This window comes from Candidatus Babeliales bacterium, from assembly GCA_019749895.1.
GTDB lineage: Bacteria > Babelota > Babeliae > Babelales > RVW-14 > AaIE-18.
The window spans coordinates 18312-44477 of the sequence record JAIEPG010000001.1 but is presented as its reverse complement, the minus strand read 5'-3'; the positions used below and the strand labels follow the sequence as shown (position 1 = coordinate 44477).

At 41.2% G+C, this 26166-nt stretch carries 36 protein-coding genes; 20 read left to right on the top strand and 16 right to left on the bottom strand.

What is annotated here, in order from left to right; translation table 11 throughout:
- Positions 1-6 precede the first annotated feature (6 nt).
- Positions 7-2376 carry a phenylalanine--tRNA ligase subunit beta gene (gene pheT, locus K2W90_00260; GenBank protein MBY0352778.1) on the bottom strand — a complete coding sequence of 790 codons (2370 nt, stop codon included), beginning with the start codon at positions 2374-2376 and terminating at the stop codon, positions 7-9.
- A gap of 258 nt (positions 2377-2634) precedes the next feature.
- Here pheT and K2W90_00255 point away from each other — a divergent pair, with 258 nt between their 5' ends.
- The 3 genes from K2W90_00255 to K2W90_00245 all read left to right on the top strand — a co-directional run bounded on the left by K2W90_00255 (position 2635) and on the right by K2W90_00245 (position 4901).
- Positions 2635-3405, top strand: a complete 771-nt coding sequence (locus tag K2W90_00255) for a hypothetical protein (protein MBY0352777.1) — start codon at positions 2635-2637, stop codon at positions 3403-3405.
- A gap of 97 nt (positions 3406-3502) precedes the next feature.
- The gene (locus tag K2W90_00250) at positions 3503-4150 is read left to right on the top strand and encodes a hypothetical protein (protein ID MBY0352776.1); all 648 of its coding nucleotides are present in this window, start codon (positions 3503-3505) and stop codon (positions 4148-4150) included.
- Between the two features lie 25 nt (positions 4151-4175).
- A complete protein-coding gene (locus K2W90_00245) occupies positions 4176-4901 on the top strand; it encodes a hypothetical protein (protein ID MBY0352775.1) in 726 nt (241 codons plus the stop codon).
- Here the strand turns inward: K2W90_00245 and K2W90_00240 are convergent.
- From K2W90_00240 to K2W90_00210, 7 genes are all read right to left on the bottom strand, one after another.
- Entirely contained in the window at positions 4840-5637 is a 798-nt protein-coding gene (locus K2W90_00240; GenBank protein ID MBY0352774.1) for a hypothetical protein, read from the bottom strand. The two genes, K2W90_00245 and K2W90_00240, sit on opposite strands and share 62 nt — an antisense overlap.
- A complete protein-coding gene (locus K2W90_00235) occupies positions 5624-6265 on the bottom strand; it encodes a hypothetical protein (GenBank protein ID MBY0352773.1) in 642 nt (213 codons plus the stop codon). Before K2W90_00235 ends, K2W90_00240 begins: the two co-directional genes overlap by 14 nt.
- Positions 6266-6288: 23 nt before the next feature.
- Positions 6289-6939 carry a hypothetical protein gene (locus K2W90_00230; protein MBY0352772.1) on the bottom strand — a complete coding sequence of 217 codons (651 nt, stop codon included), beginning with the start codon at positions 6937-6939 and terminating at the stop codon, positions 6289-6291.
- Positions 6940-7067: 128 nt separating this feature from the next.
- Entirely contained in the window at positions 7068-7694 is a 627-nt protein-coding gene (locus K2W90_00225) for an ankyrin repeat domain-containing protein (GenBank protein ID MBY0352771.1), read from the bottom strand.
- A gap of 101 nt (positions 7695-7795) precedes the next feature.
- The gene (gene ftsZ, locus K2W90_00220) at positions 7796-9133 is read right to left on the bottom strand and encodes a cell division protein FtsZ (GenBank protein ID MBY0352770.1); all 1338 of its coding nucleotides are present in this window, start codon (positions 9131-9133) and stop codon (positions 7796-7798) included.
- 43 nt (positions 9134-9176) lie between these two features.
- Positions 9177-10424 carry a cell division protein FtsA gene (gene ftsA / locus K2W90_00215; protein ID MBY0352769.1) on the bottom strand — a complete coding sequence of 416 codons (1248 nt, stop codon included), beginning with the start codon at positions 10422-10424 and terminating at the stop codon, positions 9177-9179.
- Positions 10421-11230, bottom strand: coding sequence for a hypothetical protein (locus K2W90_00210; GenBank protein ID MBY0352768.1), 810 nt, complete (start codon positions 11228-11230; stop codon positions 10421-10423). Before K2W90_00210 ends, ftsA begins: the two co-directional genes overlap by 4 nt.
- A gap of 325 nt (positions 11231-11555) precedes the next feature.
- Here K2W90_00210 and K2W90_00205 point away from each other — a divergent pair, with 325 nt between their 5' ends.
- From K2W90_00205 to K2W90_00135, 15 genes are all read left to right on the top strand, one after another.
- Entirely contained in the window at positions 11556-11933 is a 378-nt protein-coding gene (locus K2W90_00205) for a hypothetical protein (GenBank protein ID MBY0352767.1), read from the top strand.
- The gene (locus tag K2W90_00200) at positions 11930-12289 is read left to right on the top strand and encodes a hypothetical protein (protein MBY0352766.1); all 360 of its coding nucleotides are present in this window, start codon (positions 11930-11932) and stop codon (positions 12287-12289) included. The genes K2W90_00205 and K2W90_00200 overlap by 4 nt, the downstream gene beginning before the upstream one ends.
- A complete protein-coding gene (locus K2W90_00195; protein ID MBY0352765.1) occupies positions 12201-12617 on the top strand; it encodes a hypothetical protein in 417 nt (138 codons plus the stop codon). The genes K2W90_00200 and K2W90_00195 overlap by 89 nt, the downstream gene beginning before the upstream one ends.
- Before the next feature lie 18 nt (positions 12618-12635).
- Positions 12636-13040, top strand: a complete 405-nt coding sequence (locus K2W90_00190) for a hypothetical protein (GenBank protein ID MBY0352764.1) — start codon at positions 12636-12638, stop codon at positions 13038-13040.
- Positions 13041-13130: 90 nt separating this feature from the next.
- Positions 13131-13484 (top strand): hypothetical protein, encoded by a 354-nt coding sequence (locus tag K2W90_00185; protein MBY0352763.1) that lies wholly within the window; start codon positions 13131-13133, stop codon positions 13482-13484.
- 35 nt (positions 13485-13519) lie between these two features.
- A complete protein-coding gene (locus K2W90_00180) occupies positions 13520-13876 on the top strand; it encodes a hypothetical protein (GenBank protein ID MBY0352762.1) in 357 nt (118 codons plus the stop codon).
- Positions 13877-13889: 13 nt separating this feature from the next.
- Positions 13890-14198 carry a hypothetical protein gene (locus K2W90_00175; protein MBY0352761.1) on the top strand — a complete coding sequence of 103 codons (309 nt, stop codon included), beginning with the start codon at positions 13890-13892 and terminating at the stop codon, positions 14196-14198.
- The gene (locus K2W90_00170) at positions 14195-14548 is read left to right on the top strand and encodes a hypothetical protein (GenBank protein ID MBY0352760.1); all 354 of its coding nucleotides are present in this window, start codon (positions 14195-14197) and stop codon (positions 14546-14548) included. The genes K2W90_00175 and K2W90_00170 overlap by 4 nt, the downstream gene beginning before the upstream one ends.
- Positions 14545-15258 (top strand): ankyrin repeat domain-containing protein, encoded by a 714-nt coding sequence (locus K2W90_00165; GenBank protein MBY0352759.1) that lies wholly within the window; start codon positions 14545-14547, stop codon positions 15256-15258. The genes K2W90_00170 and K2W90_00165 overlap by 4 nt, the downstream gene beginning before the upstream one ends.
- A gap of 18 nt (positions 15259-15276) precedes the next feature.
- Positions 15277-15663 (top strand): hypothetical protein, encoded by a 387-nt coding sequence (locus tag K2W90_00160; protein ID MBY0352758.1) that lies wholly within the window; start codon positions 15277-15279, stop codon positions 15661-15663.
- Positions 15660-16121: a hypothetical protein gene (locus K2W90_00155; protein ID MBY0352757.1), complete on the top strand. Its 462-nt coding sequence runs from the start codon at positions 15660-15662 to the stop codon at positions 16119-16121. The genes K2W90_00160 and K2W90_00155 overlap by 4 nt, the downstream gene beginning before the upstream one ends.
- Positions 16118-16480, top strand: a complete 363-nt coding sequence (locus tag K2W90_00150; GenBank protein ID MBY0352756.1) for a hypothetical protein — start codon at positions 16118-16120, stop codon at positions 16478-16480. The genes K2W90_00155 and K2W90_00150 overlap by 4 nt, the downstream gene beginning before the upstream one ends.
- A gap of 12 nt (positions 16481-16492) precedes the next feature.
- Positions 16493-16975: a hypothetical protein gene (locus K2W90_00145; protein ID MBY0352755.1), complete on the top strand. Its 483-nt coding sequence runs from the start codon at positions 16493-16495 to the stop codon at positions 16973-16975.
- 20 nt (positions 16976-16995) lie between these two features.
- Entirely contained in the window at positions 16996-17478 is a 483-nt protein-coding gene (locus tag K2W90_00140) for a hypothetical protein (GenBank protein MBY0352754.1), read from the top strand.
- Positions 17479-17562: 84 nt separating this feature from the next.
- Complete coding sequence (locus K2W90_00135) at positions 17563-18078, top strand: hypothetical protein (protein ID MBY0352753.1); 516 nt, start codon at positions 17563-17565, stop codon at positions 18076-18078.
- Positions 18079-18248: 170 nt separating this feature from the next.
- Here K2W90_00135 and K2W90_00130 read toward each other — a convergent pair whose 3' ends face one another.
- The 6 genes from K2W90_00130 to K2W90_00105 all read right to left on the bottom strand — a co-directional run bounded on the left by K2W90_00130 (position 18249) and on the right by K2W90_00105 (position 22983).
- Positions 18249-18653, bottom strand: a complete 405-nt coding sequence (locus K2W90_00130; GenBank protein ID MBY0352752.1) for a hypothetical protein — start codon at positions 18651-18653, stop codon at positions 18249-18251.
- A gap of 74 nt (positions 18654-18727) precedes the next feature.
- Positions 18728-19678: a hypothetical protein gene (locus K2W90_00125; GenBank protein MBY0352751.1), complete on the bottom strand. Its 951-nt coding sequence runs from the start codon at positions 19676-19678 to the stop codon at positions 18728-18730.
- Positions 19679-19692: 14 nt separating this feature from the next.
- The gene (locus K2W90_00120; GenBank protein ID MBY0352750.1) at positions 19693-20631 is read right to left on the bottom strand and encodes an ankyrin repeat domain-containing protein; all 939 of its coding nucleotides are present in this window, start codon (positions 20629-20631) and stop codon (positions 19693-19695) included.
- A gap of 158 nt (positions 20632-20789) precedes the next feature.
- A complete protein-coding gene (gene rlmB / locus K2W90_00115) occupies positions 20790-21536 on the bottom strand; it encodes a 23S rRNA (guanosine(2251)-2'-O)-methyltransferase RlmB (GenBank protein MBY0352749.1) in 747 nt (248 codons plus the stop codon).
- A gap of 85 nt (positions 21537-21621) precedes the next feature.
- On the bottom strand, positions 21622-22254 hold the full coding sequence (locus K2W90_00110) for a hypothetical protein (GenBank protein MBY0352748.1): 633 nt from the start codon (positions 22252-22254) through the stop codon (positions 21622-21624).
- A gap of 51 nt (positions 22255-22305) precedes the next feature.
- On the bottom strand, positions 22306-22983 hold the full coding sequence (locus K2W90_00105; protein ID MBY0352747.1) for a hypothetical protein: 678 nt from the start codon (positions 22981-22983) through the stop codon (positions 22306-22308).
- A 102-nt stretch (positions 22984-23085) separates the two neighbouring features.
- Between K2W90_00105 and K2W90_00100 the strand changes: the two genes are divergently transcribed.
- Positions 23086-23778: a deoxynucleoside kinase gene (locus K2W90_00100; protein ID MBY0352746.1), complete on the top strand. Its 693-nt coding sequence runs from the start codon at positions 23086-23088 to the stop codon at positions 23776-23778.
- Here the strand turns inward: K2W90_00100 and K2W90_00095 are convergent.
- Both K2W90_00095 and K2W90_00090 read right to left on the bottom strand, forming a co-directional pair.
- Entirely contained in the window at positions 23753-24157 is a 405-nt protein-coding gene (locus K2W90_00095) for a thioredoxin family protein (protein MBY0352745.1), read from the bottom strand. The two genes, K2W90_00100 and K2W90_00095, sit on opposite strands and share 26 nt — an antisense overlap.
- 120 nt (positions 24158-24277) lie before the next feature.
- Complete coding sequence (locus K2W90_00090; protein MBY0352744.1) at positions 24278-25309, bottom strand: mechanosensitive ion channel family protein; 1032 nt, start codon at positions 25307-25309, stop codon at positions 24278-24280.
- A 160-nt stretch (positions 25310-25469) separates the two neighbouring features.
- On the opposite strand from K2W90_00090, the gene K2W90_00085 reads away from it, so the two are divergent.
- Positions 25470-26156, top strand: a complete 687-nt coding sequence (locus tag K2W90_00085) for a VTT domain-containing protein (GenBank protein ID MBY0352743.1) — start codon at positions 25470-25472, stop codon at positions 26154-26156.
- The last annotated feature ends 10 nt before the right edge of the window (positions 26157-26166 follow it).

The window sequence follows — 26166 nt, the reverse complement described above, 5'->3', positions numbered from 1 at the left end:
CTCTTTTTATGAACGAATCTTTGCACCAATTTGTTCAACAATACCGGTGGCTGCTTGCCATACCGCATCGATATGTTCTTTTTCAAGTGTCTTTTCTTGGTCGCTCAACCACAACCTAAAGGTCAACGAACGCACCGAGCCCCACTCTTCTTTTTCAAAGAAATCGATCAGTTGAACCGAGTTTACCAACGGCGATGCATGGTGCAACTGAGCTTGAATGAGCTGCGTTTCAAGAGTAAGTGGTACCATCAAGCTTAAATCTATAAATGTTTCTTGAAAACGCGACATGCTGGCATAACGCTTTACTTCAACCGGCTCATGCAACAAAAAGTCACCATCCAGTTCAAAAACAAATGCATCACTTTCTGGCAACACATCAAGCTTATGCATAAAAGCAGGATTCATCTTGCCGACTCTGCCAATACAGCGACCATCATACATCAACTCAACAGATTGATACGGCTTGTACCAGGTCTGAGCCGGTGCTTCCATTTTTTTCCATGTCAAAACAGAAAGCTTAAAGCCCAAGGTCTTAAGCATGTGTTCAATATGATATTTGCATTGATAAAAATCAACCACAGTGCGCTTTTCAAAAAAGATACCTGCAACGCTCACGCGCTCAAAAGTATCATCGTTATTTTTGCCCCACACGCGCGCCATTTCAAAAAAGTTATTGGTATCACGATGCACCAGATTTGCTTGAATATTCTTAAGCAAGCCAGGAATAAGCGAAGTTACCAAACGACAGTAATTTTCTGAAACAGGATTAAGTAAGGTAATAGTTTGCTGTTCTTGCAAACCTACCGAGCCAAGAAAATGCTCATCAAAAAAAGCATAATTTTGCTGCTCCATCATGGCGGCTGAATATGCTAAATAATTTTTTATTGCGCGACGACGTTCAATAATTTGCAAACTAAACGGCCGTCTCAAAATGCGCGGTAAGTTCAACGTTATTTTGTTAAAACCATACAAGCGCGCTACTTCTTCAACAATATCTTCTTTAATTTTTATATCTTTGCTTGAACGAAATGACGGCACATCAATATTGTATACAACATCGCCATCAGTCTTTTTTGCTTTAACGCCAAATTCAATACGCGTCAAAAGGTCTACAACGTCGGCTGACGGGATCTGAATTCCCAAACGCTTTTCAATAAAACTGTGTGCTAGTTCAAGATGCAACGCCGAGGCATCGGGCCCTACTGCCACCACTTCAGCTGCAGGTTTAAGCGCGAGGCCAGTTTGGCTTGCCAGCGCAAGAAAGCGATATACCGCCTGAACAGCCTGGTTAGGGTCAAGTGTTTTTTCAAACCGCGCAGAAGAATCGGTCCGCGTTTTATGACGCATAGCCGCTTGACGCACGGTTGAGGGGTCAAACGTTGCTGCTTCAAAAAAAATAGCGGTGGTGGTGGCACTCACTGAATCATTCATGCCGCCCTTTACGCCGGCCAAACACATTGGCTTATTGCCGTCGGCAATAACCATGTCGTGCTCAGTCAACTCAAGCTGGTTGCCATCAAGCAACATAAGCTTTTCGCCCTTTGCCGCCATTCTGATTACTAATTTTTTGTCAGCCAACTGGTTGGCATCGTACGCATGCACCGGTTGAGACCAGTCTTGCATCACGTAGTTTGTCAGGTCGACCAGGGCATTAATGGGCCGCGCACCAACCTTCATCAAGCGGCTGGCAATAAAAATGTCGGACGGCCTGTTGTCAACCTGATCAATATACAAACCGTTAAATTTTGAACAAAACTTTGGAACTTTATTTTCAATGGAAATTGGATTGGTTGCTGAAGCTTGGGTCGTAGTTTGCGCTTGCTGAATTGGCAGTTTTTTTAAAAAATTATCGGTAGGCAGCAAAGGCACGTTGAGTAATGCCGCAACTTCACGCGCAAAACCGCGATGCCCCCACATGTCGGGGCGGTGGGTAATTGATTTGTTGTCAACATCCAAAATAACGTCAGTGCTTTCAAACTTGGCGCGCCAACCTCCCGCTAGGTCTTTTTCGTCAGCACTCAGGGCCGGTACAAGGCCATCTTTTTCAACACCAAAATCAGCCAAGGTTGCCCATTCAAAATGGTCTTTGACGCGTTTTACTAAAAAGGCAATGTTGGTAGCACTTGAAGACAATAAATCAAAGGTATTGCTGCGCTTTGAAATAGACGCTTCTTTTAAAAGTTCTGGAATATAAATGGTATCGCTGCCAAGCGTTTTTTGCTGACCCAAGAAAAAGTTGTCTAAATTTATAGAAACGCTATGAGAATGTTCAATTTCTGCCGTCATTTGATTAAATTTGGCCACAAGCTCATTGGTATCACACGTGCGCCAGTCGGCATTAATATGATCAAAAATCCAGGCAACAGATAACTTCATAACGAATCACCACTCGGTTAAAAACTTGTCGCATCAGCCCATTCTAAGCATCAAAGATGCCCGATATTGAAGCAATCGTCAATTTTCTCATAAATTTTATAAGGAAAAATATTTTTGTTTTATAAATGGCTCTCAAATAGTTGAAAAAACAAATTGTTGACTATCCTACAAAGGTACGTTATACCTACTTCCAGTCTAATTTAACATACGTTGTAATGCACAAGTACTTGATTATTTTCCGAAGAGAAAGGGATGTAAATGAAACTAAGAGCATTATCAGCCGTAGTCATTTTTTCAATATCTGTCACTGGTCTTCATGGTTTTTCACGCGAAGATTTGCGCAAGGTTCACAAAATTTCAGCAATTGCAGCAACACCTTCAAACCTAGCTGAAGCTCTTTCGGGCAACCCTGTTGCAGGGGCTCAAACTCTTGAAGATCTGAGCACCGGTATTTGCAACATTGTTGGCGCAGCATTAGAAAACAAAGAATTCGTGAGCCAGATTAACGAGCTTCTTGCAGCTTTTAACCAAGCCAAGAATGGTAGAAATCCAGGCGCAGGCGAAGGCGCATTTAAAGGCTGGGACAAAGAAACAGCAAAGCGCGTAGGCGTTGACGTTACCGCCGCACTTATACAACAAGTTGCAACCACATTTGCAAATACTGCTATTATGAAGGGTCTTCCTGAAGACAACAAACGTCCTCTTCGTCGCCTTTCTCGCGCACTTGTAGGCGCTCTTATTGTAAGTCTGATTGAAGGAACTTCTTCAGTTGCTCGTGGAAAACTTGGCGTTATTTATGACAACGCAGACGAATCACGCGGATTCTTTAACGATTCAGACAAATATGTTGAAAAATATTTACTTCCATTCCTTAACAAGTTCGGCGCTAACTTAGCGTGGGAACTCTGTGGTGAAGCAGTTGCTCGCACAACCGATGAAGATCCATTGAGAGATCTTGATCTCTTGTCGATCAACGAACTTATGAACGGCGTAAAAAAAGCCGAAGTAAGATCAATTGCTAAAAAATAACATCTCTGATATAGTTTTTAAAAAGGAGTGAGCGCAAGTTCGCTCCTTTTTTTTTACTAACATTTTTGATTTGCTTTTACTTTATTACAGGAACAACATGAAAAAACTTCTTTTCTTAGCAAGCTTGGCTCTTACAACAAGCCCTTTACATTCCTATAACAAACAAGATTTAGAAAAAGCACACAAATCATGTGCTCTGGGTACCCTTATTCTACCAGCAACTTTGCTAGCAGATCGATACTTACCTGACTGTAAGTATAAAAAAACTACCGAACAGAATACACTCGCTTTTGGTGGAGCTTCTGCCATTGGTTATGATATTTTAAGCGCAGCTCTTGAAAACGACACCGAACTTGTCGGAAAAATTTATGGCATACTCCTGTGTGTATTAGCAGAAAAAAAACCATATTCTTCCTGGACCGAAAACGATAAAAAATTCATAGGGCTCAACATTGCCCAACAAATTGCCGAAGATATTGGTTACTATACTGCCAATCAAATCCTCAAAAAATTTCTTGGCCAAAACCAATATCGCCTTGTTCGCAGAGCGCTACGCGCTACAAGTACTGCTCTGATAGCCGGAGCTACTCTCTACGCGAAGGCAGCTATTATTGAAAAATACACCCTGCCTCTGGACAAAAAAGATATGTTCTGGGAAAGGTTTATAGAAGCACTTATTCTGCAAACGCTTGTAGAAGCATGCGGCGAATTAGTCTTGTCAAATATGGACAATCAACCAAACTAGTCATCCCTTGCAGAATAGGAACATAATGAAAAAGATTCTTTTTTTAGTTTGCTTGGCTCTTACAACAAGTTCTGCCCATGCTTACACAAAAAAAGATTTAGAAAAGGCTAGCCAACTTTCAGCACTAGGCATGTTCCTTGAACCAACACATGAACACCTAACAAAATTAGCAACAACACAATTGCCTGATTTTAAGAATAAAGAACTGATCTTTAACACTATCTCGAGCAACGTGCGTAATATTGGGCGAAGCTCAATTGTTGTACATTCTATTCTGAGAGTAGCACTAGAAAACGATACGGACCTTTTAGAAAAACTTTATTGCCTCTTCATCATCGCTTTGGTTGGAGATTCAAAATTTTTGGACAAAATTTATGGCCTACAATTTTCTCATCTGGCAAACAATAATCCCTTTTCTACATGGACCGAACAAGATAAAAAAGTAGCTTGGCTACGCGTAGCACAATTTGTTGCCCAAGATTTTAGCGAAAGCGTTACCAATCGCATGGTAAAAAAATTCCTCAGCCCAGACAATTACCGCCTTGTGCGCCGAGCCATACGTACTGCGTGCTATGCTGCAATTCGTGGTGGCACCGTCTATCTTGGCACCATGGTTGCCGAAAAATATAACCTTACGGCACCTTGCGATAAACAAAGTCTATTTTGGACAGAATTTATAAAAACGCTTATTACTCAAACATGCGCAGAAACATGCGGCGAGCTCGTTGTATTAAACATGACGACCAACTAGACTCATCTTCATCGTCAGAATTTTGCTCACTAGATTCATCGTCTTGAGTAGAATTGTCAGTAAAATCTTGCGCAGAATAATCAGAATCATCCGAAAGATCGTCAGTAGGACTGTCCACCACAACACATACTGGATTTTGTTCGCACCACAAAACAGGGCAGGGAAATGACGTCATATTCTCGGTCAGACTTTCTAAACACAACGTGCAACAACGATGCCCACAGCTTAAAAGCGCCCACGATATTTCTTCCAAAATTCGAGGGTGGACATTCAAAACGTCGGTACGTTGCCACTCATCAGCATCGGGAGACCAATGATAAAACCACATATCAACATCTTGTTCAAAGTTATCAGCAACTTCTAAAAAAGCATGATGGTTTTTTATTTTTTGTTCGTCTCTTTCATTCAAGGGCACTAAACACTTAAAACAAACAAAGCCTCGGTCAGTGTGTAAAATGGAACCAACCAAGCAACCACGGCACAATTTGTGTCCACAACTAGAAACATCAAAAGGATTGTGTTTCATCTTTTTTAAGTGCGGTTTTACGGCACACATAAAGTTTATTGTGCCAGGAATAAAGTGGTAGAGCCCGCCAACTCGTTTAATAGATTTTTTTCCAAAGCCGTCAGCCCCAAATAAGCCGCTCGTTGCAAGCAACAAAACTAACAAACTGCCAAGCTTTTTCATAAGTACTACCTTTTCATTAAAAAAATTACCGCCACTACTCTTGAACATCGTCACGAAGCTCTTTGATACTTTCATTTAAACCAGCCAAGATACGGACAGCCTGTAACCCACCATGTAATTTAATATCAATACACGACGGATGATGTAAAAGACCACTTAAATTTTTTTTACTCAGATACTCCCTGCAACAAAGGCAGAAAAAAACACCGTAACGTATCCAATTAGCCCACAAACAACCTATGCACACATAATGCTCACAATCAAGAAATAAAGTTTTGTTACACCATTGTGCCAAAAATCTACGCGATCTGCATTTGGCCCCATAATGTTCTTTATCGCTTTCACTTTTACAATCACAAACCCAGTGCCACGGCAACTTATTCTCTTTGGGTAACTCACTTGTTACGGGTAAATCTGGTGCTGAACGGGTCGGAAAATAATATCTTTGCAGCGGAATTTCTTGCACAGGAAAGCTACCGCCATGACTCAGGCTCATTACAGAACCAGAGGCTGCAAGCATTCTTTGATTACGAGAGCTGCCCACTGTAGACTTTGCTAACGTTTTTGCTCTACGAAATCTTGCTATAAAAGATCCAGATTTTTTTGGCTTTTTAGATCCCGCAAACAAATTACCGCTCACTACAATGCTTAATAACAAACATATTGTTTTTTTCATTGTTTTACCTCAGTTGTTTACCTTTATTTTGCAGTTTGCATCGAAGCAAGTACTTGAGCACGATATGAAGCAACATCGGCAAACGACTCGTGTTCTTTGACACATTTTATATCTTTTTGACTCAGTGCCACCTCGCACACAAAGCAAGAAATTTTTCTCGTGTACAAAATGCTGGCTAACAAACAGCCTCTACACAATTTACAACCACACTCAAGAGTTATGCGCTTATAACGTGCATTTTTAAAACACAATTTTGTTTTACACGCAAACGAATCAGGATTTTGAATCAACAAAGAATGATAAATACCTTCCGCAAAAACATAATAGCCGTATGAAGCTAATTCCTGTTTATTAGCCACAGACAACATTTTTTTACACACACAACATGCCCACGTTTTGGTTTGTAAAATAGTTCCAATCAAGCAGCCCTTACAAAAATTATGCCCACAAGAAATCTTAAAAGACTGGTAACGAGCACCATTTAAGAACTCATGTGTTTTGCATATAAATTTTTCTGGATTGCTCGAAACAACATGGTTCAGCCCGTGCGTTCTAATGCGCGTTCCCGGCTGGGCACAACTCTTCTTTGAATAACTTGATTGACTGGAAGAAGCAGCACTAAACACGTTACCACCAACAGCAGCACACAAAACAAAAAGCATTACTCTTTTCATAGCTCTCCCAGTTAAAAAAAATATTACCTGAAAACAAAGAGAGAATATGATTGATCGTAAATTTTTACAAGAACATAAAAAAAGAGCAGAATCATACATAGAAATGCTTCCAGAGAAATTTGTGGCAATTATTCCTTAGCGCCAGCACGAATAAGCACGCTAACAATACCTATATTTCGCCAAGTAAAAGATTGTTTCGCTCGTGCCAGAGCAAGAAGCGTTCTACCCATACGGGTTTCAATATGTATGTCAGCACCAGCACAAATAAGCAACGCTGCGGCCCTTTCACTATCTTCTAAGACAGCGTGATAAAGAGGTGTCCGTCCTGCATTATCTAAAGCATCGACCCCTGAAGGAAGTTTAGCAATGAGTAGTTGTACAACCGACTCTCGATTACGTTGAGCAGCCAAGTGAAGAGGCCTCTCGCCAAGAAAATTTTTTGCCTTCATATTCGCCTTGAACTCGATAAGTAACCAGACCATATCTCTGAACCCATGAAGTGCCGCAAAATGCAGAGGCGTACAGCCAGAACAATTTTGAACATTCACGTCGGCACCTGCTTTGAGAAGCGCTATCGCGTGGGGAATCTTGTTCCACTCAACTGCTTCAAACAGTGCATCATCTTTTTCTTTCTGCGCCATCGTACGCAACTTTTCAACAGAAGCTGATAATGATGCCGGCAGAGCGCGGCCTGTTATCAGCACCAAGAGCAGCATTACTATTCCTAAATATTTTTTTGTCGCAGTAAGTTTCAAAGCATACTCCATCAAAAAACTTTATGCCTCTCTTTGATGAGAAAAGCCTAGAAAAAAGGGCAGAGATAATCTCTGCCCTTTTTTTAAACTACTAAAAAAGATTACAGCGTTGGCGGCAACTCTTCGTCGCTGTGCTCTGCAGCTTGTTGCGGACGTTGCTCATAATTTTCAGCCCGCGCAGGCGCTGCATCAAAACGGCGCTCTTGCCACACTTGCGCTTCACTGCCCGCATGCTCTTGCTCATGTTGCATTGCAGCCTTGCGGCGCAAATACGTTGGCGTGTCAAGATCTTGCAAATCACACGATTCGTCAGTTCTACTTGGCGTTACACGCACCGGCGTACTTTGTGGCGCTGCGTAATGAGCACGTTGTTCTGGCGTACGCGCATCGTGCGCAAAGCGTTGGTCAGCTGGACGATAATCTGGTGTTCTTTGTACCGGTGTTTCTTTAAATGCCGCTTGCTCTTGCTTGGTTTCAAAACCGGTTGCAATCACGGTAACCATAATTTCATCACCCATCGTGTCGTCAATTACTGAACCAAGAATAATGTTGGCATCTTCGCTCACCAAATCATAAACCAACGATGCTGCTTCGTTAATTTCGTACAAGCCAAGGTCCATGTTGCCGGTAATGTTAATCAACACACCACGGGCGCCCTTGATACTAACATTTTCAAGCAACGGCGAGCTAATAGCTTTTGCTGCCGCTTCTTTAGCGCGATTAACACCAGAAGCACGCCCAGTGCCCATAAGCGCCATACCCATATCTTTCATAATCGCGCGCACGTCGGCAAAGTCTACGTTAATATGACCAGATTTGGTAATGATGTCTGAGATCCCTTTGATTGCTTGTTTTAACACATCGTTTGAAAGTGCAAAGGCATCGAGCATTGATATCTTTTCGTCAACCACTTCAAGCAGACGTTGGTTGGGCACCACAATAATAGTGTCTACAACTTTGCGCAACGTTTCAGCCGCTTCGTCGGCAATGCGCGCACGGCGCTTGCCTTCAAAAATAAACGGTTTGGTTACAATTGCCACCGTCAAAATGCCCAGCTCTTTTGCGATGCTGGCAATAACTGGAATAGAACCGGAACCGGTTCCACCACCAAGTCCTGCGGTTAAAAATATAATGTCAGCATCTTTAATCTGTGAAATTACCGTTTCAACATCTTCTTCTGCCGAACGTCGACCAACATCGGGATTGGAGCCAGCCCCAAGCCCTTTGGTAATCTTTGTACCCAACTGAATTTTTATACTTGCTGGTGACTGTGCCAATGCTTGCGCATCGGTGTTTGCAACAAGAAACTGTACCGCTTCAAGCTCCGTACTCTTGATCATACTATTAACGGCATTACCTCCAGCTCCCCCTATTCCCAAGATCTTAAGATTCACACCACAGTGAACCTTTACTTCTTCTTCCAATGAAATATCTATCATCGCAAATCCTTTCCTAAATTATACCCCGCCGTGAGGTATGATCTCATAAAAAATCATAAATCCATGATTTCATTCGTCTAAAAACTTTTAATAGTGGCGCTTCTTTAATATTCGTCATCATGCCCGCACTGTTTTCACCGGTTGCATACAACAACAAGCCATAAGACGTTGCATAAATTGGGCTTTTCAAAATATCGGGCATTTGACCCTGAAAGCCTTGATGCGCCAATGGATAACCAATGCGCACGGGTCCTTTAATAATGTCTTGTGCAACATTTTTAATGCCTGCAAGCAAGCTCCCACCGCCGGTGAGTATTAAACCTGAAGGCATAAATTTACTTAAACGATACTCAAGAATTTCGTCAGCAAACAACTCAAATATTTCTTCGGCACGCGAACGCAAAATTTCACCACTCAAGCGCAAGTCAACTGGCTTGGTGCCACCATCGTACCCAAGATCAACATCAATCAACCCTTTGAGTTCTTGGTTATCTGGGCCCATAATACCAAAGCGGCGTTTAAGCATTTCTGCTTCTTTGAGCGGGATGCCAAGACCAATGGCAACGTCGTTGGTAAAATGTGTGCCCGCAATTGGCAGCACTTTGGTATGCCGAATGCGACCATCTTTATAAATAGCAAAGTCAGACGTACCACCGCCAATATCAATAATTGCCGCACCAACTTCACGCTCGGTTGACGTGAGCACCGCCTCAGCAGAAGCTAACTGTTCAAGCACAATGTCGGTTACTGAAATATTAGCCAGCTCGCACGACTTAATAATATTTTGAGCTGAGGCTACCGCGCCGGTGATAATGTGCACTTGCGCTTCCAATCGCACGCCGTACATGCCCAGCGAATCGATAACATATTCTTGCCCGTCAACACGAAAATATTGCGGCAAGATATGCAAAATTTCTTGCTCTTGCGGCATAGGAATTGCTTTGGCAGCATCAATAACGCGGTTGATATCGTACTGCGAAACATCACGACCTTTAATTGCCACCACGCCAGTTGAGTTATATGACTTTATATGCCCGCCCGAAATACCAACCGTCGCGTGCTCTACGGTAATACCAGCCATACTTTGCGCCTGTGCAACGGCAGCCTGAATTGATTCTGCTGTTTTTGCAACATTAACCACCACGCCTTTTTTTAAGCCGTGCGAAGGATGCTGGCCCACGCCAACAATTTCAAGCCCTTCTCGCGCGTCAGTGTCGGCAATTAATACACAAATTTTGGTTGTCCCAATATCAATCGCCGTCACATAGCGACCAATAACACTCTTGCTCATGCTCGCCTCCCCTTGTTCTTTCGCCTCAAAAGTTTCACAAAAATACGTTTCTCAAAGCGCGCATCGCAGGCAACCTGGTACTGCGTTCGTGCCACCATTTTTTTTTGTACCACATCGGCCACAACCTCATTAATGCAGGCCATGGTTTCGTTGTCTAAAGTTTTATTTTCATCAATCATTATCGTTTTTAAATAGCCCTGCTCATCGTAAGCACAAAATTCAATAGCGTTTGGCCCACGGTAAGCAACCGCAAAATTTTGCCACGTTTCAGCCGGTATGCGCATTAAATAATCGTACACACACTTTGTGTTTTCAGCCGCACACCATGCCTGCTCAACCGTTGCGGTTTTGAGTTGTGCCAAGTCATACGACTCAAAAAAAGATTGATCATACAACGCACCATCATGCGCCAACACCTGCGAACCATTTATTACAAAAGCCGGCTCCGTACCTCGCACGTGCAGCACTACACTCAGCGGCTTGGTACGAATGCATGAAAGCTCGTGCACCAGCGGGCAAAATTTCTTAACTTCTTGCGTAAGTTTTTTTACATCGAAAGATAAGAAATTTGAATCTTCAACATAATTTTTTATGAGGCTGGTTAATTCTTCACGCACACCAGACGCATACAAAGAATCAAAGGCAATATCCGCGCATTCAAGCCGACACATGGCAGCAGTTTTACGCCACAAAGCAGCACCAGGACCGGTAACAAGACCATAGCAAGACAGACCCACCACGGCACACAACACTGCTCTGGCTACAATTTTTTTAAGAGAGAGGCGCCTTTTTTTGACCGTTAACATCACTCTTCTTTCGATTAAAATTTCTCTGTTCTTCAACATGGTAGAACAAAGAAATGTCAGACTGCAATAAATGGCTATTTTATCTTGCAAGCAGTGCTGATTTTCAAAGAATATTGCCAATCGACACTTCACCAAAAAAGACTAAATCTCTAATAACTGGCCACCAAAAATTATGCTTTTATACCAACGTACTTTTTATTCGCTTGTTTCTTATTGAACAAAAGAGTTTAAATTAGATGATATTTATTGACATAGAAGCAAAATAATGAGATTTTTATGCCGCTTAGAAAAGAGTACGAAAAATTACTAGAAGAGAAAGGCTTTCATGAAAAATGGTTTGGCTTTTTGTTCGCTTCTTTTTTTAACAACTCCCGTTTGGATTTCTGCCCAAACACCAGCCCCGGCACTACAACACGTCCAACAACTGTCTCATGCTGAGTTTACTGCATTGGTCGAGCAGCTCACTTCTGGCCCTGCTGAAAAAGTAGATGCGCTCATTAATCAATTAGTAAAACAACAACATGCTCATTTTGGCGACGTCACCATTGCGCTCTCGCTTGCAAGCATACTTCTTTCAATTGTAGGTTTTGCTGCATGTCACTCCCCAAATTTTGCAGTCGAAGAGGGCTTTGGACCATTACTCTGCATCCCGGACATATTTGGAGCGCTTCTTCAACCAAGCAAAAATAAAGGATATTCATGAAAAAATACTTTGCACTCTGCGCACTGTTTTTTTTAACAACACCTACACCTGTCTTTGCACAAAAAACTCCAGCTGAAGAATACATTCAAATGTTGTCTGAAGCCAACGTGGCAAAACTAGATGCCAAAGAAATCAAAAAAATAGTTAATGAATTGTTAGAAAACGAGCACGGTGCTTGTTTTGAAGAATTAACAAGCACGATAGTTATTGCTGCAGGCTTGTTTATTCCGGTCGCTTTATTTGCTTATTTTCAGAAAGGATCTGTTGATGCAGAAGCATTTGATCTTGGCGTTATCCCTCACGTCCCTTTTAGTTGGCTCAAGCTGGACTTCGGCCTTGGCCAAGACTGTACCTAACAATGCAAACACATTTATAGAAAATCTTTCCACCCCAGAGCTAAAAACTCTGCTTGAACAAATACAAAAACTAGATACCAAAGATCTGTTAAGTATTTTAGAAAATGGCATCGAAAAAGAACACAAAGCTCAGTTAAACGGGGGAAATGTGTTAATTGGAGCAGGTTGTATGGTTCTAGCGCTTGCCGGATTTCTTCACGTGTACCAACACCCTATTTGCGAATTTCTTGTTGATCAGGTCATTAATTGCTCTGAAATAAACTGCAATTGGCTACAATCAGGCTTAGCTGATCTATTTGAAGATTTATGCGAAAGATGCATTCTATAAAAAAGAAAGGATTTTATAATGAAGAAATTTTTAATGATCGTAGGACTAACCTCATTGATAAGCGGGCATGCTGCAGCCTCTCTGGCAACTGATGCACACGCGCTGCTACAAAACCTCTCAGAAACTGAATTGAATACTTTAGTTGAGCACATACAACAAGCAGACCAAGAAAAATTACTCACTCTGATTAATCAAAATATCTCTGAAGAAAACAATGCACAACTATCTAATTTTGCTATTGGATCGATGATTGTTCTTGCGATAGGCCTTGGCATACACATTTTTAGCGATCAAATATGCAACGGCTTTATATTGTCGTTAGATTCACATTTTTTTAATTGCACTACAACACCAGAAAAGTGTGGTTTTTATATCGATAAAGTTCTTTGGCTTCTCAATGAAACATGTAACGCCGCTCTATAAAACTATAGCTCTTACTTCATAAATATTAGTGCGCACCAAACCACTGTGGCAAGGTGCGCACCTTTTTTAAACAACCACAAAAGGACCATCATGAAAAACTCTCTTGCTTTATGTACACTTCTTTGTTTTACAACATCAGTTTCTGTTGCCGCTAAAGCCCCAGCGCCTGTTCTTGAACACATTGAACAAATGTCTGAAACTGAGCTGACAATGTTGATTAAAAAATTGATTGCCGGAACTGATGAATGCAGCTTTGAAAAAAAACAAGAAGCACACGTTGTTCTTGAAGCAATAATGGGTATGGGAACATTGAGCACTCTTCTTTTTGTTGTTGTCATAATAAACGCTTTTTTATCTGGAAAAATGACCGGCGAAGAACTATTCGCCATGGTTGATTACAAAGGCCTTGGCTTTGGTCCAGAAGAAAAAGTTAAGAACAACTAATCAGACATTTTTATTACATCACAAGGAAAAACTTCATGAAAAAATTACTTTTTTGTTTATTACTTGCCAACACAACATTGAATGCAAACAGCCAAGAAATGCCGAAAAATTATGACGTGAAGCAATTACTTGCTTCGCTTTCAGACCAGCAAAAAACAGAATTAATGCACAATATACAACGTATACTCGACAATGAGCCTGATGAGCAAAAAGCTTTGTTGCCTTCGGGACAAGATATAGCACTTACCATTGTTGCCATTGTTGTTGGCGGATTAATGGTCTCAATACCCATAACAGCCATCATTGAAACATTCTGCAAACAGGACTGGCTTTCATCAGAAAGTACCCTGTGCAAAATAGCCAAAGCTCTTATGCCCGCCGCAGGAATTTAGTTAGGATTTGATTATGAAAAAATATATATTGCTTGCCAGCTTATTATTTTTACAGACACCGTGCTTTGCTGCCCAGCCAACGACATTGGATCTTCATGAACTCTCTGAAGCGCTGCAAAAGCTTTCTCATGAAGAACTTTGTGAACTTGCACAAAGTGTTGAAGAAAAGAGCGCACATATTTTAACACCAGAACGAGTTTGGGTAGCTTTAGCCATTGCTCTTATTTTGTTTTATGAATTATACGAGACCTGCAATGATTACACGCCAGGAACTCTTCCCCGTTTTCTCCGGCTCTTTTGCAAAGAAAGAACTATCTTATGAAACGTTTTTTATTTTGTGCCCTGCTTGCGTGCTCAACACTTAACGCAAGCCCACAGCAAGAGCTTCAAAGTCAGGACATAACGCAGCTAATTGCTGCACTTTCTGAGCAGCAACAAGCCGAGCTTGTGCATGAACTCCAGCTCGTACTTGATAATGAAACAGAAACACAAACAGCACGGTGTACCGGCCCAGAAATAGCCGGTTTTGCTTTTTTTGGTATTTTTATTGCCGCGCTTTTGCTCCTGCGCCCCGAAATGCTCTGCGACGACTTGTGGCTTTCAGCCAACAGCCCTTTGTGTAAAATTGCATCAGTCATTAACAAAACCCCAATTTTAGGATACAGAGCATGAAAATTTATTTATCACTTATTTTTTTTCTCGCACTCAGCTCCAGTGCTTTACCTGCTGCACTAAGCCTTGAGGAGCAGCTTTTTGAAGCTGTCTACAAGAATCTCCCCGAAAAAATGCACCCGCTTCTCGCGCAAGGCGCTAACCCCAATACCAGGAATAACCAAAATAACACCCCGCTTCTCTGGGCTGCCAAGAATGGACGCGCAGAATGCCTACGGTTGCTTCTTGAATGCGAAAAGACCGACGCTGCTACAATTGATGCAAGAGATGTTATTAACCGATCGGCCCTTCACCTAGCTGCCAAAGGGGGACATCTAGAATGCCTAAGGTTGCTTCTTGCAAAAAATGCCGACATTAATGCCTATGGTTATCAGGACTCCACACCCCTTCACGCGGCCGCCCAAGAGGGACACTCAGAATGCGTAGCATTACTCATTAACGCTGGCGCTGAGGTTGACGTTGTGAATCTGGATGGCCAAACGGCTCTTCACTGCACTGCTATTTCTGGCAATTCAGGATGCGTAACATTACTTCTTCAGGCTGGTGCTGATGCCAACGCTGTGGTAACCAGTGACTGCCAAGGCCATCTAGGAGCAACAGCCCTGGATCTTGCCCTCCGCTTCAAAAACACAGAATGCGCAGCAGTACTTGGTGGCGATGCTGATCAAGAAACACAAACTCTCTCCGACGATGAGTCTGCCGATTACTAAGGACACATGGATTTTTTCATGAAAAAATATATTTTATTACTCGCCGGCCTACTCTTACTTCAAGCATCGTGTTTTGCGGCTCAGCCAGCACCATTAGATTTTAACAAGCTCCAAGAAACGTTGCAAAAAATTTCTCGTGAAGAACTTTATGAACTTGTAAAAAGTTTTGAAGAAAAGAGCGCTGAAAATACCAGTCCCATTCTTTACACTGTCTTTGCTCTTGCACTGGGTATGTTTACTATCGATCTGTGTCTTCGAGTGCATAATACCATGTGTGGCAGCGATACAACACCATGCTTTCAACCAGACGGACTCTTACAATATTTTCCTAAAATTCTTAATTTTATGTGCAACGAACAAACGCCTATTCAACTTTCTCCAACTTTAGAAAGGATTTTTTTGTGAAGAAATATTTCTTACTCGCCAGCTTGTTTGTGTTTCAGGTACCGTGTTTTGCTACCCAGCCAACACAACCTTTTGATACAACCCAAGAAATTGCAGCACTCAAAAAACTTTCAATACCAGAACTTGAACACTTGGTACAAGAATTGATTATTGAAAAAAAATCTTCTCAAGCAGACCTTAACATTGGGCCCATCTTGAGCCTTGGCCTGGTAGCAGCCGGACTATTGCTGCTTTATCAAGTTGCTCCGGTTAACGGCAATATCCTTGATTCATTAAATGTCATTGACTGGGTACGATGTGCCGAAACAATGACAGAAGAATGCTTCGAAAATTTTTTAGGAGACACCATATGCGAAACATTATGTGAAATTAATGATTTTTGTTGGGCCTTTATAAAAGATGATAGCTTTACTGAAAAAATTTGCGCAATAACCGCAGAAGTTTTGGAAAACTCATGAAGAAATATTTTTTACTCGCAAGCTTACTTATGTTTCAGGCACCGTACTTTGCAGCTCAGCCAGCATCAACATTTGATACAACACAAATAAGCGAGGTACTACAAAAACTTTCTTCAGCAGAACTTGAAATGCTTATTATGCAAGCACAGGAAGAACATAGCGCCCAGCTAAACACAGATAATTGTTTTATTGCTGGAACTGTAATACTATCACTCGCAACAATTACTTTTTGCCTTGTTGCCCAACCTTACTTTTGCGGTCAACTTGTAGACTGCTTTGTAAACTGCTCCCCAGAGGCAATACAAAGCTTTGCTCAACGCGTTTGGTGCGTTGCACACTGTAATTACCCAACACATTAAAAAAGCATGCCCATGAAACGCTATTTTTTATTAGCCTCCCTACTTTTTTTTCAAACAACCTCAACTGCTCCCGAACCATTGGAGGTAATAGCTTTACATAGTGAATTGCAAAAGCTTTCTCAAATTGAACTTGAAGCGATAATTGAACAAATACAAAACATATTTCATAACCAAGCTTTTGAAGAAGAGCGATCAGCCCACCTTAATCTGAAACTAAAGGTATACATGGGCCTTGGCATAGCTTGTAGCATAGCACTTGGACTACTAGTTCTGTATTGCCATCAAACCAACTACACAAACACAGGCATGAAATGCTTTCATCAAGACAATCGTTATTGTTGCGAAATGCCTGAAAAAACTTCTGAATTAATTTTCCCTGGGCATAATCGAGTGTTCCGTAATGCGTATATTTCCATATGCCATATCAGCGAAACATGTTTCAAAATTTTAAAAAATCGCACTAACTATGCAACGATTTGTTTAGAAAGAAGATAAAAAGTTTTTTAGGAGTTTTTATGAAAAAAAATATATTTTTTTTAAGCCTGCTTTTACTTCAAACTTCATGCTTTGCCACAAATTCAACGCCTACTTTTAACTCAAACACCGTAAGTATCGCACTTGAAAAACTTTCTCAAACTGAGCTTGAGCTGCTCGTGCAGCAGGCAAAAACTATGCTTGATCAAGATTCTTTGCCAACATTTATTAAAAATAGTGAGCAAGAACAATCGGCACGCATTCTTCATAAATTTAATGGATACCACGCTGCCGCTTTGGGAATAGTAATAATCGTGAGCTGGCTCCTGTGGCCCTTGCAAGGAGTTGAAAGCAGCCAACTGATTATGAAAGAATGTTTTGAATATGGCAGCCTACGTTTTTGTGACACTTCTTTTGATATAGGAAATCATTGTTTTGAGCTTGTTGAATGTGTAACCAATTTAGGAACAAACGCAACTATTTGCTCTAAAGCAGAAACTATTTGTTTGTCCAACATTTTATAAAATTTTATACTTATTCGTCTTTTTTTTGTTTCAAGCACGGTGCTTTGAACAACCGATTATTCTCAAAAAATTTTAGGAGCTCTCATGAAAAAACATCTTCTTTTTGCTGGCCTACTTTTGCTACAAACATCATGCTTCGCTGCCAACCCAGCGCCAACTTTTGACACAGCACAAGTAACTGCAGCACTGCAAAATCTTTCTACTGCAGAGCTTGCACAGTTGGTAGAGCAAGCACAAATAATGCTGCATGATCAAGATTCATTAGCTACGCTCGCCAAAAATCTGGAACAAAAGCACAATGCTGCCATGAGCCTTAAAGTGGTTGCTCTTCTTGCCACAACAACCATTCTTGTCGTTTTAAATCTTGCACAATTGGCCCTTGGAGTACTTACGCCACCCGTATGCGCTAGAAATACCGATGGCAAATTTTGGTGCAACATGACCATCAAAGAAACCGGAGAAACTATTAACTTGCTTGATATTGGCAACGGCTGGACACAATATTACTTTGGCGATGAACCAACAGAATACAAAGTAAATGCCTTACAAGCTGCTAATGTTTTCATGAATGGCTTATTTGGAAATTGCGGAAAAAACTAATTTAAGGGGGTCTTTGCTAAAAGCTTGTCCCCCTCTTTTTTTATTCTTCAGCACCATAACGTATTAAAAGCTCTCGCATAGATTCTCCATGCACACGCTTTAAAATTGAAATACCAGGACGATAGCTACTAAAATTTGGATTAGCACCACATTCTAACATGCAACGCACGCTATCTAAATCTCCCAAAGGGCGTCCATCCATCATCCAAAACCACATCACAGACAACACCCTTTTTGCACAAGCTAACTAATATTTGGCAAAATGCTTCGGTTCGTTCTTTTGGAAAGGGATGACAACAAAATGATAGATACCAATCAAAAAGTTTTTTCAACCAATATACACTCGTTTTTTGGTACCACTCCTGGCTCTCTTTGTACCATTTTTCGCGCTGCATCCTAGCTATTTCTTGTTCTAAGATACGAAATACAGAAGAATTTTTGTAATCTTGAACCACATGAGTAGGTTTACCCGAGTAACCCGAACTCTTCATCATTTTTATGTAGGCTAAAGCGGCACCCTGTACTTTGCTTACTACAAAAAAACAAACAACGACTACAAGTAACAGCTTTTTCATAATCCCCTCCGAATGTGAATTTTTTCAATCTGGAGAAGGGTATAAAAAAATAGATTTAAAAATCAACGATCTTGTTATTCATCGTCAACGTCACCATCACTCTCATAACCACTTTCCTCAAAATCATCGGAAAGTTCAATACGAGATTGCTCTTGTTCGTATATCTGTATCGAGTGAACAAGCATAGACCATACTCTATTACTTTTCACCAGTCCCAAAGGACACTTTCCAGCAACATTAGGCTTGGTTGGGTTGGCTCCACACAGCAACAGCATTTGTACTACAGCAGTATCATCATTATCAACGCGAATATGCAACGGTGTTGATCCCTGCCTATTTGACGTATCAAGAGAAACTCCTTCTTGATACAAAAATACAACAAGCTCGGGGCATAAGGCATAGTGCACCATGGTGTTGCCAGAATAATCAACCGCACATAAGCTTGTCCCACGCTCATATAACCTCTTGATAAGCTGCACACCGTACTCGCCAAGCTGGCATCCTGCAATCACCATGGCAAGCGTCTGACCATAGTCATTGCGAGCGTTATAAACCGAAGAATCTGCAGGAAATGTCCGCTCTAAGAACGCTACAAATTCTCCCAAATTCTGCGAAAATGTTTTCACAACACCATTTTCTTCTGCGTAAGTTACACAGGCATTTCTTTGCTTTTTAAAAATTTCTCGCTGCTCACGGACAACCTCAAATTGATAGTTATTCCAAGCCACCGCATCAGTCTTTGCTAGCTGACTCATGCAAAGTTGGTGGCCACTCGTTGTTGGTTTGACCGCAAAGGTACTCCACTCTCGCCGTGTTTTTTCATCATCATTTTTCTCGCAAGACAAAAGCGAACTACTCAACAACCTGCCCGAGAGATCGTGTTGTTCAGGCCGTTGCAATAACACAGCTCTCTTTGGCAGCTGCAACAATTGCTTGGTCGCCATTCCCGCACGGCCAAGCATGCCCTGCATTGAAGTTGTCAAAAAACAAATGCTTAAGCACTGAAGTATAATCGTCGTTTTCACAACATTCCTTTTCGTTAACAAAGACGTGAATAATTTCTTCGAATTTCGGTCATACGTTTTTTTAACGCTATGCCAATAGCTTCATACTTTTTTGTAAAATCGAAAACACTTTTTTCGGTTTCTCTCAGAGGGTCTCGTTGAGCTTTAAGTGCGTAGTTAAGAGGCCAAATTTTTTCATTATCTTGTTTAAATGGGTCTGCGCCCCACCCAAGTAAAGCCTCAACTACACTAATATTTCCCGCAATAGCGGCACAATGCAGAGGTGTTTTACCTTCATTGTTTTGTACGTTTATATCAGCGCCTTTGCTGGTCAAGGCATAAACAAGCTCAACAGTACTCGCATAGTGCAATGCTGCGTTACCACGGCTATCTCTCACTTCAGAATCAGCACCAGCACCAAGTAAAATTGTCACCAAATCAGCCTTGCCATTTTCTGCAAACATCATCAATGCTGTTTTACCTTCATAATTTTTTGCATTCAAAACTTCTGGCGTGGTAGTAAAATGTTCTAGAGTTTTACGCAATCGCTCTCCCCTTTCTGGCGACTCAACACTTGTCTCCAGCAAAAAATCTACGCATAATAAAAAAATATCACTGTCAGTCCACTCTTCTCCGGAAGGAAGATCAGGAAGTAGGAAAAAATGTCGACGCTGCTGACGAAAAAGCTCTTGCCGAACCGATGACTGCTGGCTAGAAAACCCCCATCGTGATTGCTGCCGAGCTGTTCGGTAATCTGGCGGAAACGGCTGGAACTCAGGACGCTGTACTCGTGTAACAACACGCTGCCCTTTTTTATAATGCTCTTCAACTGCCTTGTGCCCACCAGATTGCTGTGCAGCTAAAGAACGGCGAATAAGACCGGGAAATACTCGTTTCAGTGGTCCAAAAGCCGGATGCACCTGCCCACCCAAAACACAGAAGATTACCCCTAAAATCGCTCCATTAATCTTCATAACTACTCTCCCAACAAATAGGTTACTACTCCAGGCCTTTTGCATACATTTGAATGGTGCCTATTGTAAATGCTAAGCACACAATTTGTAAAGCATAAACTTAAGACATAAAAAAAGGCTCTACTTTTGTAGAGCCCTTTTTACTTCAATATTTTTGTCTACGCGTCTTTAGTGCGCATTGCGATGGTAAAAATTAAAATACCTGCTGCAACCGAAGCGTTATATGAAATATCTTTAGCACGTTGCGGAATAGTAATAAGCTCGCCTTTTTTGCGTACTTCTTTGTCGATACCTGAAGCTTCGTTGCCAATAACTAAGCAGGCCGGTTTTTTGAAATCAACTTTAGTGGCATCTTTACCGTCAATAACCGCCATGTACAAATGGTACCCAGCTTCGGCAATTTCTTGGACCGCACTTTTAACTGATGCAGCCAAATAAATATCCAAATGTTCTGCATAACCTGCCGACGCTTTAAACACCGCGGGAGTCATAGGCGCTGAGTTTGATTTGCATAAAATTACGCCATCAACACCCGAGCAGTAAGCTGAGCGCAAAATGGCACCCAAATTACCCACGTCTTGAACACTATCAAGCAACATAATGAACGGCTTCTTTTTTGGATCAAACATTTTGGAAACAAATTGATACGGCGATACCAACGCGACAATCCCCATATGGTCGGTAGACTCTGCAATACCATCTAATGCATTTTTTTCAACATATTGAATAGTTGGCATAGCCTTTGGCAAATACGGCTTTATGCGTTCCCACGCTTTTGGCAATGGCTTGCGCGTATAAATTGTGTGCAGCTTGCGGCGTTTTGCCTTAAGCATTTCAACAATCGCGTTGGCACCGTAAACAACTGATTTGATGTTCTTTGATTTTTCTTTAGTAAATTTGGCCACAAATAATCCAGTAAAAAAAGGGAGCTGAAATTGAGGATTTCTTGATATATCCTACCTTTCTAGAGTTTACCTTAAAGAAGGACAATCAGCAAACACTACTCTTAAATCTCCCTCTTTTTATACTCATGGCCTTAATCCACGTTGGATGCACACAATAAAGCACCTCTTCCCCGCCCATTCCCTCAAAAAATCCATAGTAAAAAGGGCCTTTGTACCGATCTTGAATGCATTCTTCAAGGTTCAAACCAACCCCGCAAGGGCCTCCCCAAATAGCATCAAGAACACAATTATGGCCCTCATTGGTCTGGAATTCTGGTTTTAAACAAGCCCCCAGGTATTGGTACATATAAGGAATACGTAAAGCCTCTGGGTTGCTTTTACACAATTCTGCAAACGTTTCAAACCCAAACATGCTTTGGCAAGAACCCTTTATTTGGAATACAACGCCCTGGTGTAGTCCCTTAACAATCATAAATGGCACTCCCATTTCTAACTGTTTTGCAAACGACGTAAAAACATTCAAGGCTGGCGTTGAAGAAGAATGCACCAAGCCTCGATCTTTTAAGGTTCGTGGCGACAAATTTAACTCAGAACGTTGCCGCAAAACTACACGTTTGCTCAGTGGCAACTTTTGTGTCGCATACACAAGAGACATTGGTAAAATCAATAACCCCACCAACACACAATACATTGTTTTTTTTACACTATTATTGAACATGCGCACCCCTTTTTTTGTGATAGTCAGCAACCCATCACAAGCTTCTCATCTCTATTCAGCCCATAAATCTTGCACACTCGTTCTTTTTTTTGAGGGCTTTGATGACCCAAAAACCACTCTCCAATTTGGTTGCTTAAGCCAGGATTCGTGAACACAACAGCAAACCTGCGGTCCATCCTTTCGGTATACACCATGGAAAAAAGATCCTTTGTACCGATCTTGAATATATTCTTCAAGCTTTAAACTGCCCCTCCTTGGAACTTTTTCAATGGTATCAAAAATACGGCCCAGTACTTCATCAGTCTTATACTCAGGTTTTAAACAACTAATAAGATACTCACGAAGACAATCATGCTCTCTAAATACTTCCAGATGATGTTTGCATAGATCTTCAAGCGTAGAAAACCCTGGAACAAGATCTTGGACCGTACGATCTATATCTAAAACAGCTCCATCATGCTTCGTGCCTGATTTAATAACGCTGTACAATTCTCCCACTCGTATTACTTGCTTGATCGAAGAAAAAACATTCAGTACCGGGGTTGAAGTAGAATGCAAGAACTTCGAATCATCCTGACCACGTGGAGAAAAATTTGGATCAGAACGCTGTCGCAAAGGACCTCGCGGTGAATGCTTATCTTGACTAGCAGCAGCAAAAAGAGACACTGGCACAACCAGCACCGCAACTAACACATAATTACCAATTTTTTTTAAAATAATAGTGTACATAGCCATGCCTTTTTGTGATATTCAATAACGGTTCACAGACTCCCCGTTCCAGTTTATACTGGGGACCAAGATTAAATAAACAGTTTTCTACAAACGAGGGCGATGATTATGTATTTGTTAGAAGGCAATATTGGCGTAGGCAAGTCAACCTTTTTAACTAAGTTTGCACAACATTGTCCTGACATCACCGTTGTGCAAGAACCACTGGATACCTGGGACAAACATTTGTCTGGCCAATCACTACTTGAACGGTTTTATACCAACCCCCACCGCTGGGCCTACACTATTGAAACCATGACCATGATGGCACGTATTCGCGACCATATGCGCGAGCAAGAGCACCAAAACCCACTCAGAATTATGGAACGCTCAATCTATTCCGGTCACTACTGCTTTGGCATTAATAGCAAAATCAATGGCTTTCTCTCAGACCTTGAATGGTCAATTTATTCACAATGGATAGATCACTCATTCAACAAAAAATGTTTACCGCCAAAAGGCTTTATTTACTTACGCACTACGCCAGAAGTCTGCTTTGAACGTATTGGCAAGCGTGGCCGCGAAAGTGAAAAGGGAATAAGCTTTGAGTACGTTAAGCAAATTCACGATCAACACGAAAAATTTTTGATTAATAAAGAAGGGCTGACCAGTAGCCTAAAAAAAGTGTCCGTTTTGGTTTTAGATTGCACACAAGACTTTGCTAACGATGACGACATTTTTGCAGAACACCTTGAACAACTGAGAAAATTTTTTGCACCATCACGCCAGGCTATTGCCCGCCAACAAAGTCTTTAACCTTGCTTTCAAAATCCTTGTAGCTCATGGCACCAACAAAACGCTTTTCTTCACTGCCGCGAAAAAACATAAGATAAGTAGGGGTGCCCTGAATACCATATTTTTCTTGCAACTCGTGTGATTGGTCAACATCAACTTGAACAAAGGCCAACTTCGAACCAAATTTTTGGGCAATTTTGTCGTCCAGCGATTTCATAGACCTACAAGGCCCACACCACGCCGCATGAAACTTGGCCAGAACATACTCATTATTTTTTAAAAGACTGCTAAACACATCTACTTGGTTAACGTCCCGCACTTCAGCACGTGCTGTCATATACCAAACCGACATCATTGCCAAGCCTGCAACTGCCATATACGACCATCTAAAAAACTTCATACCACTCCTTAACTCTATTAAGAAACTTTTAATATTTATACAAATACCAATTTCAAGCTATTATTAGTATAAAAATTTTCAAATAGAAAAATCAATAAAAATTAATTTAAAGAGCCAAAACTATAATGACTGGCCTTGCTTACTCTGAATCAACATAGCCGGAAAGGCAATACTGGCACCGTGGGTTTTAACAATTTGGGCAATATTTAAAAGAACGTCTTGCTTAATACGATAAAATTTAGTCGAATCGGTAGTTTTAATAAAAGCAGAAAACTCGACTTCCAAGGCATAATCAGCCAAATTGACCAATGAAACGTTAATCTTTTGGGCCTGATCAATATCGCTATGACCACGCAAAAAAAGATCGATCGTCCCAACAATACGCTCAATAAAAGCAATATCTTGATAGCAAATGCCTATGGTTGCCCGCAAGCTCCGATTATAACTTTTGCCACAGTTTTCTAAAATAGCGTTAGTTATCAGCGCATTGGGAACATAAAGTGGGCGACTACCCGGCGTTTTGATGCTGGTCATGTACCAACCAATATCTTCCACCACTCCCTCAAACTCTTTGTTTGACGAGCGGATCCAATCACCAATTACAAACGGCCGATTGATATAAATCATCAGCCCACCAAAGAAATTGGCTACCACATCTTTTGCTGCCAAGCTCACCGCAATACCACTAATGCCACCAAAAGCAAAAAGAGCGGTAAGCGAAATACCGAAAGCATCTAAAATCATAAACAATGCAAAAACCACAATACCAAGCGTTATAAGCTTATCGGCGGCAGTAATAAAAATTTTGTCAGAACATTGAGCAGTAAAATAACGCTCAACTAATTTTTCAAACATAAACTTGGCACGCAACAAAAACCAAGCAAGAATACCAACTAAAAATACCACACGCACTTGTACCAATCGCGTAATAAAAAGCTGATCGATAGCCATAAGTCCAAAAAAATTAAACGCTGCCTGAACTAAAATAAAACAAATAAGCGGCCAGCGAACCGCCTGAGCAAGCAAATCACGCCACTCTTGACTTGACGCCGACAAAAATTTTAACAACAAATGTACCCCAAAAAAAGATACTGCCGTCATGAAAAAAATAAAAAACAGTTCACTCATAAAAGCAAAAGAAAAATCCATCATGTACCCCGCGCCCTTGATTTAAAAATAGGTTATATGCGTTTGTAAGCGTTATTAAACCAAAAATTACCAAAGAGATCAAAAAAACGACTAATTTTTTGAATATCTGTACACATAACATCTACCCATTTTATTGTTAAAAAAATAACGAAAGGATCTTCCTATGAATAAAAAATGTATCATAGCTCTCTTATCATTAACCAGCGTGGTTATTATTATGCGCTGGGGCCCCCTGGCACACTACCTAACCCTTGAAAACTTTCAGGTAAATGCTCACGAGATCAAAAAATTTGTCGACTACAACTATTTACCCGCATCAATTGGATACATGGTACTTTACGCACTGTTTGCAAGTTTTTCACTACCCGGCGCCCTGCCACTCAGTATATTTGGTGGTTTTTTGTTTGGCATAATCAGCGGAACAATTTTTATTAATATTGGTGCAACTACCGGAGCCTTTGGCGCTTTCTTGCTCACGCGGCACTTGGCAGGCAACGATTTTCAAAAAAAATATGCCACTCGCCTTGCTGATTTTAACAGCCACTTTAAACAGCATGGACCATGGTACTTAATCTCGCTCCGCCTCATGCCATTTATTCCCTTCTTCCTGGTAAATATTTTTGCCGGCCTCACCAAGCTTTCATCAACTACTTTTTTGTGGACAACAAGTCTAGGCATTATTCCAACTTCGCTTGCTTACACATTTATTGGTGAGCAACTTACTACGCTGCAGCCCTCAGAAAATTTTCTTTCTCCACGCATCATCATTGCACTGATTATTCTAGGCCTTGTTATTTTATTACCCATTATAGTAAAATCGTTAACAGACAATGAAGATTTAAAGGCATAAACGATCAGCA

Excerpts from the sequence above, each read along its gene's own strand:
- K2W90_00240 (MBY0352774.1), bottom strand. The coding sequence starts at position 5,637 with ATGTTCAAGAGTAGTGGCGGTAATTTTTTTAATGAAAAGGTAGTACTT.
- K2W90_00095 (MBY0352745.1), bottom strand. The coding sequence starts at position 24,157 with ATGAAGTTTTTTAGATGGTCGTATATGGCAGTTGCAGGCTTGGCAATG.
- K2W90_00150 (MBY0352756.1), top strand. The coding sequence starts at position 16,118 with ATGAAGAAATATTTTTTACTCGCAAGCTTACTTATGTTTCAGGCACCG.
- ftsA (MBY0352769.1), bottom strand. The coding sequence starts at position 10,424 with ATGAGCAAGAGTGTTATTGGTCGCTATGTGACGGCGATTGATATTGGG.
- K2W90_00090 (MBY0352744.1), bottom strand. The coding sequence starts at position 25,309 with ATGATGGATTTTTCTTTTGCTTTTATGAGTGAACTGTTTTTTATTTTT.
- K2W90_00165 (MBY0352759.1), top strand. The coding sequence starts at position 14,545 with ATGAAAATTTATTTATCACTTATTTTTTTTCTCGCACTCAGCTCCAGT.
- K2W90_00210 (MBY0352768.1), bottom strand. The coding sequence starts at position 11,230 with ATGTTAACGGTCAAAAAAAGGCGCCTCTCTCTTAAAAAAATTGTAGCC.
- K2W90_00235 (MBY0352773.1), bottom strand. The coding sequence starts at position 6,265 with ATGAAAAAAACAATATGTTTGTTATTAAGCATTGTAGTGAGCGGTAAT.
- K2W90_00105 (MBY0352747.1), bottom strand. The coding sequence starts at position 22,983 with ATGTACACTATTATTTTAAAAAAAATTGGTAATTATGTGTTAGTTGCG.
- K2W90_00185 (MBY0352763.1), top strand. The coding sequence starts at position 13,131 with ATGAAAAACTCTCTTGCTTTATGTACACTTCTTTGTTTTACAACATCA.
- pheT (MBY0352778.1), bottom strand. The coding sequence starts at position 2,376 with ATGAAGTTATCTGTTGCCTGGATTTTTGATCATATTAATGCCGACTGG.
- K2W90_00205 (MBY0352767.1), top strand. The coding sequence starts at position 11,556 with ATGAAAAATGGTTTGGCTTTTTGTTCGCTTCTTTTTTTAACAACTCCC.
- K2W90_00175 (MBY0352761.1), top strand. The coding sequence starts at position 13,890 with ATGAAAAAATATATATTGCTTGCCAGCTTATTATTTTTACAGACACCG.
- K2W90_00190 (MBY0352764.1), top strand. The coding sequence starts at position 12,636 with ATGAAGAAATTTTTAATGATCGTAGGACTAACCTCATTGATAAGCGGG.
- K2W90_00110 (MBY0352748.1), bottom strand. The coding sequence starts at position 22,254 with ATGTTCAATAATAGTGTAAAAAAAACAATGTATTGTGTGTTGGTGGGG.
- K2W90_00160 (MBY0352758.1), top strand. The coding sequence starts at position 15,277 with ATGAAAAAATATATTTTATTACTCGCCGGCCTACTCTTACTTCAAGCA.
- K2W90_00195 (MBY0352765.1), top strand. The coding sequence starts at position 12,201 with ATGCAGAAGCATTTGATCTTGGCGTTATCCCTCACGTCCCTTTTAGTT.
- K2W90_00145 (MBY0352755.1), top strand. The coding sequence starts at position 16,493 with ATGAAACGCTATTTTTTATTAGCCTCCCTACTTTTTTTTCAAACAACC.
- K2W90_00135 (MBY0352753.1), top strand. The coding sequence starts at position 17,563 with ATGAAAAAACATCTTCTTTTTGCTGGCCTACTTTTGCTACAAACATCA.
- K2W90_00250 (MBY0352776.1), top strand. The coding sequence starts at position 3,503 with ATGAAAAAACTTCTTTTCTTAGCAAGCTTGGCTCTTACAACAAGCCCT.
- K2W90_00200 (MBY0352766.1), top strand. The coding sequence starts at position 11,930 with ATGAAAAAATACTTTGCACTCTGCGCACTGTTTTTTTTAACAACACCT.
- K2W90_00140 (MBY0352754.1), top strand. The coding sequence starts at position 16,996 with ATGAAAAAAAATATATTTTTTTTAAGCCTGCTTTTACTTCAAACTTCA.
- K2W90_00100 (MBY0352746.1), top strand. The coding sequence starts at position 23,086 with ATGATTATGTATTTGTTAGAAGGCAATATTGGCGTAGGCAAGTCAACC.
- K2W90_00130 (MBY0352752.1), bottom strand. The coding sequence starts at position 18,653 with ATGAAAAAGCTGTTACTTGTAGTCGTTGTTTGTTTTTTTGTAGTAAGC.
- K2W90_00085 (MBY0352743.1), top strand. The coding sequence starts at position 25,470 with ATGAATAAAAAATGTATCATAGCTCTCTTATCATTAACCAGCGTGGTT.
- K2W90_00180 (MBY0352762.1), top strand. The coding sequence starts at position 13,520 with ATGAAAAAATTACTTTTTTGTTTATTACTTGCCAACACAACATTGAAT.
- K2W90_00120 (MBY0352750.1), bottom strand. The coding sequence starts at position 20,631 with ATGAAGATTAATGGAGCGATTTTAGGGGTAATCTTCTGTGTTTTGGGT.
- ftsZ (MBY0352770.1), bottom strand. The coding sequence starts at position 9,133 with ATGATAGATATTTCATTGGAAGAAGAAGTAAAGGTTCACTGTGGTGTG.
- K2W90_00170 (MBY0352760.1), top strand. The coding sequence starts at position 14,195 with ATGAAACGTTTTTTATTTTGTGCCCTGCTTGCGTGCTCAACACTTAAC.
- K2W90_00230 (MBY0352772.1), bottom strand. The coding sequence starts at position 6,939 with ATGAAAAGAGTAATGCTTTTTGTTTTGTGTGCTGCTGTTGGTGGTAAC.
- K2W90_00255 (MBY0352777.1), top strand. The coding sequence starts at position 2,635 with ATGAAACTAAGAGCATTATCAGCCGTAGTCATTTTTTCAATATCTGTC.
- K2W90_00245 (MBY0352775.1), top strand. The coding sequence starts at position 4,176 with ATGAAAAAGATTCTTTTTTTAGTTTGCTTGGCTCTTACAACAAGTTCT.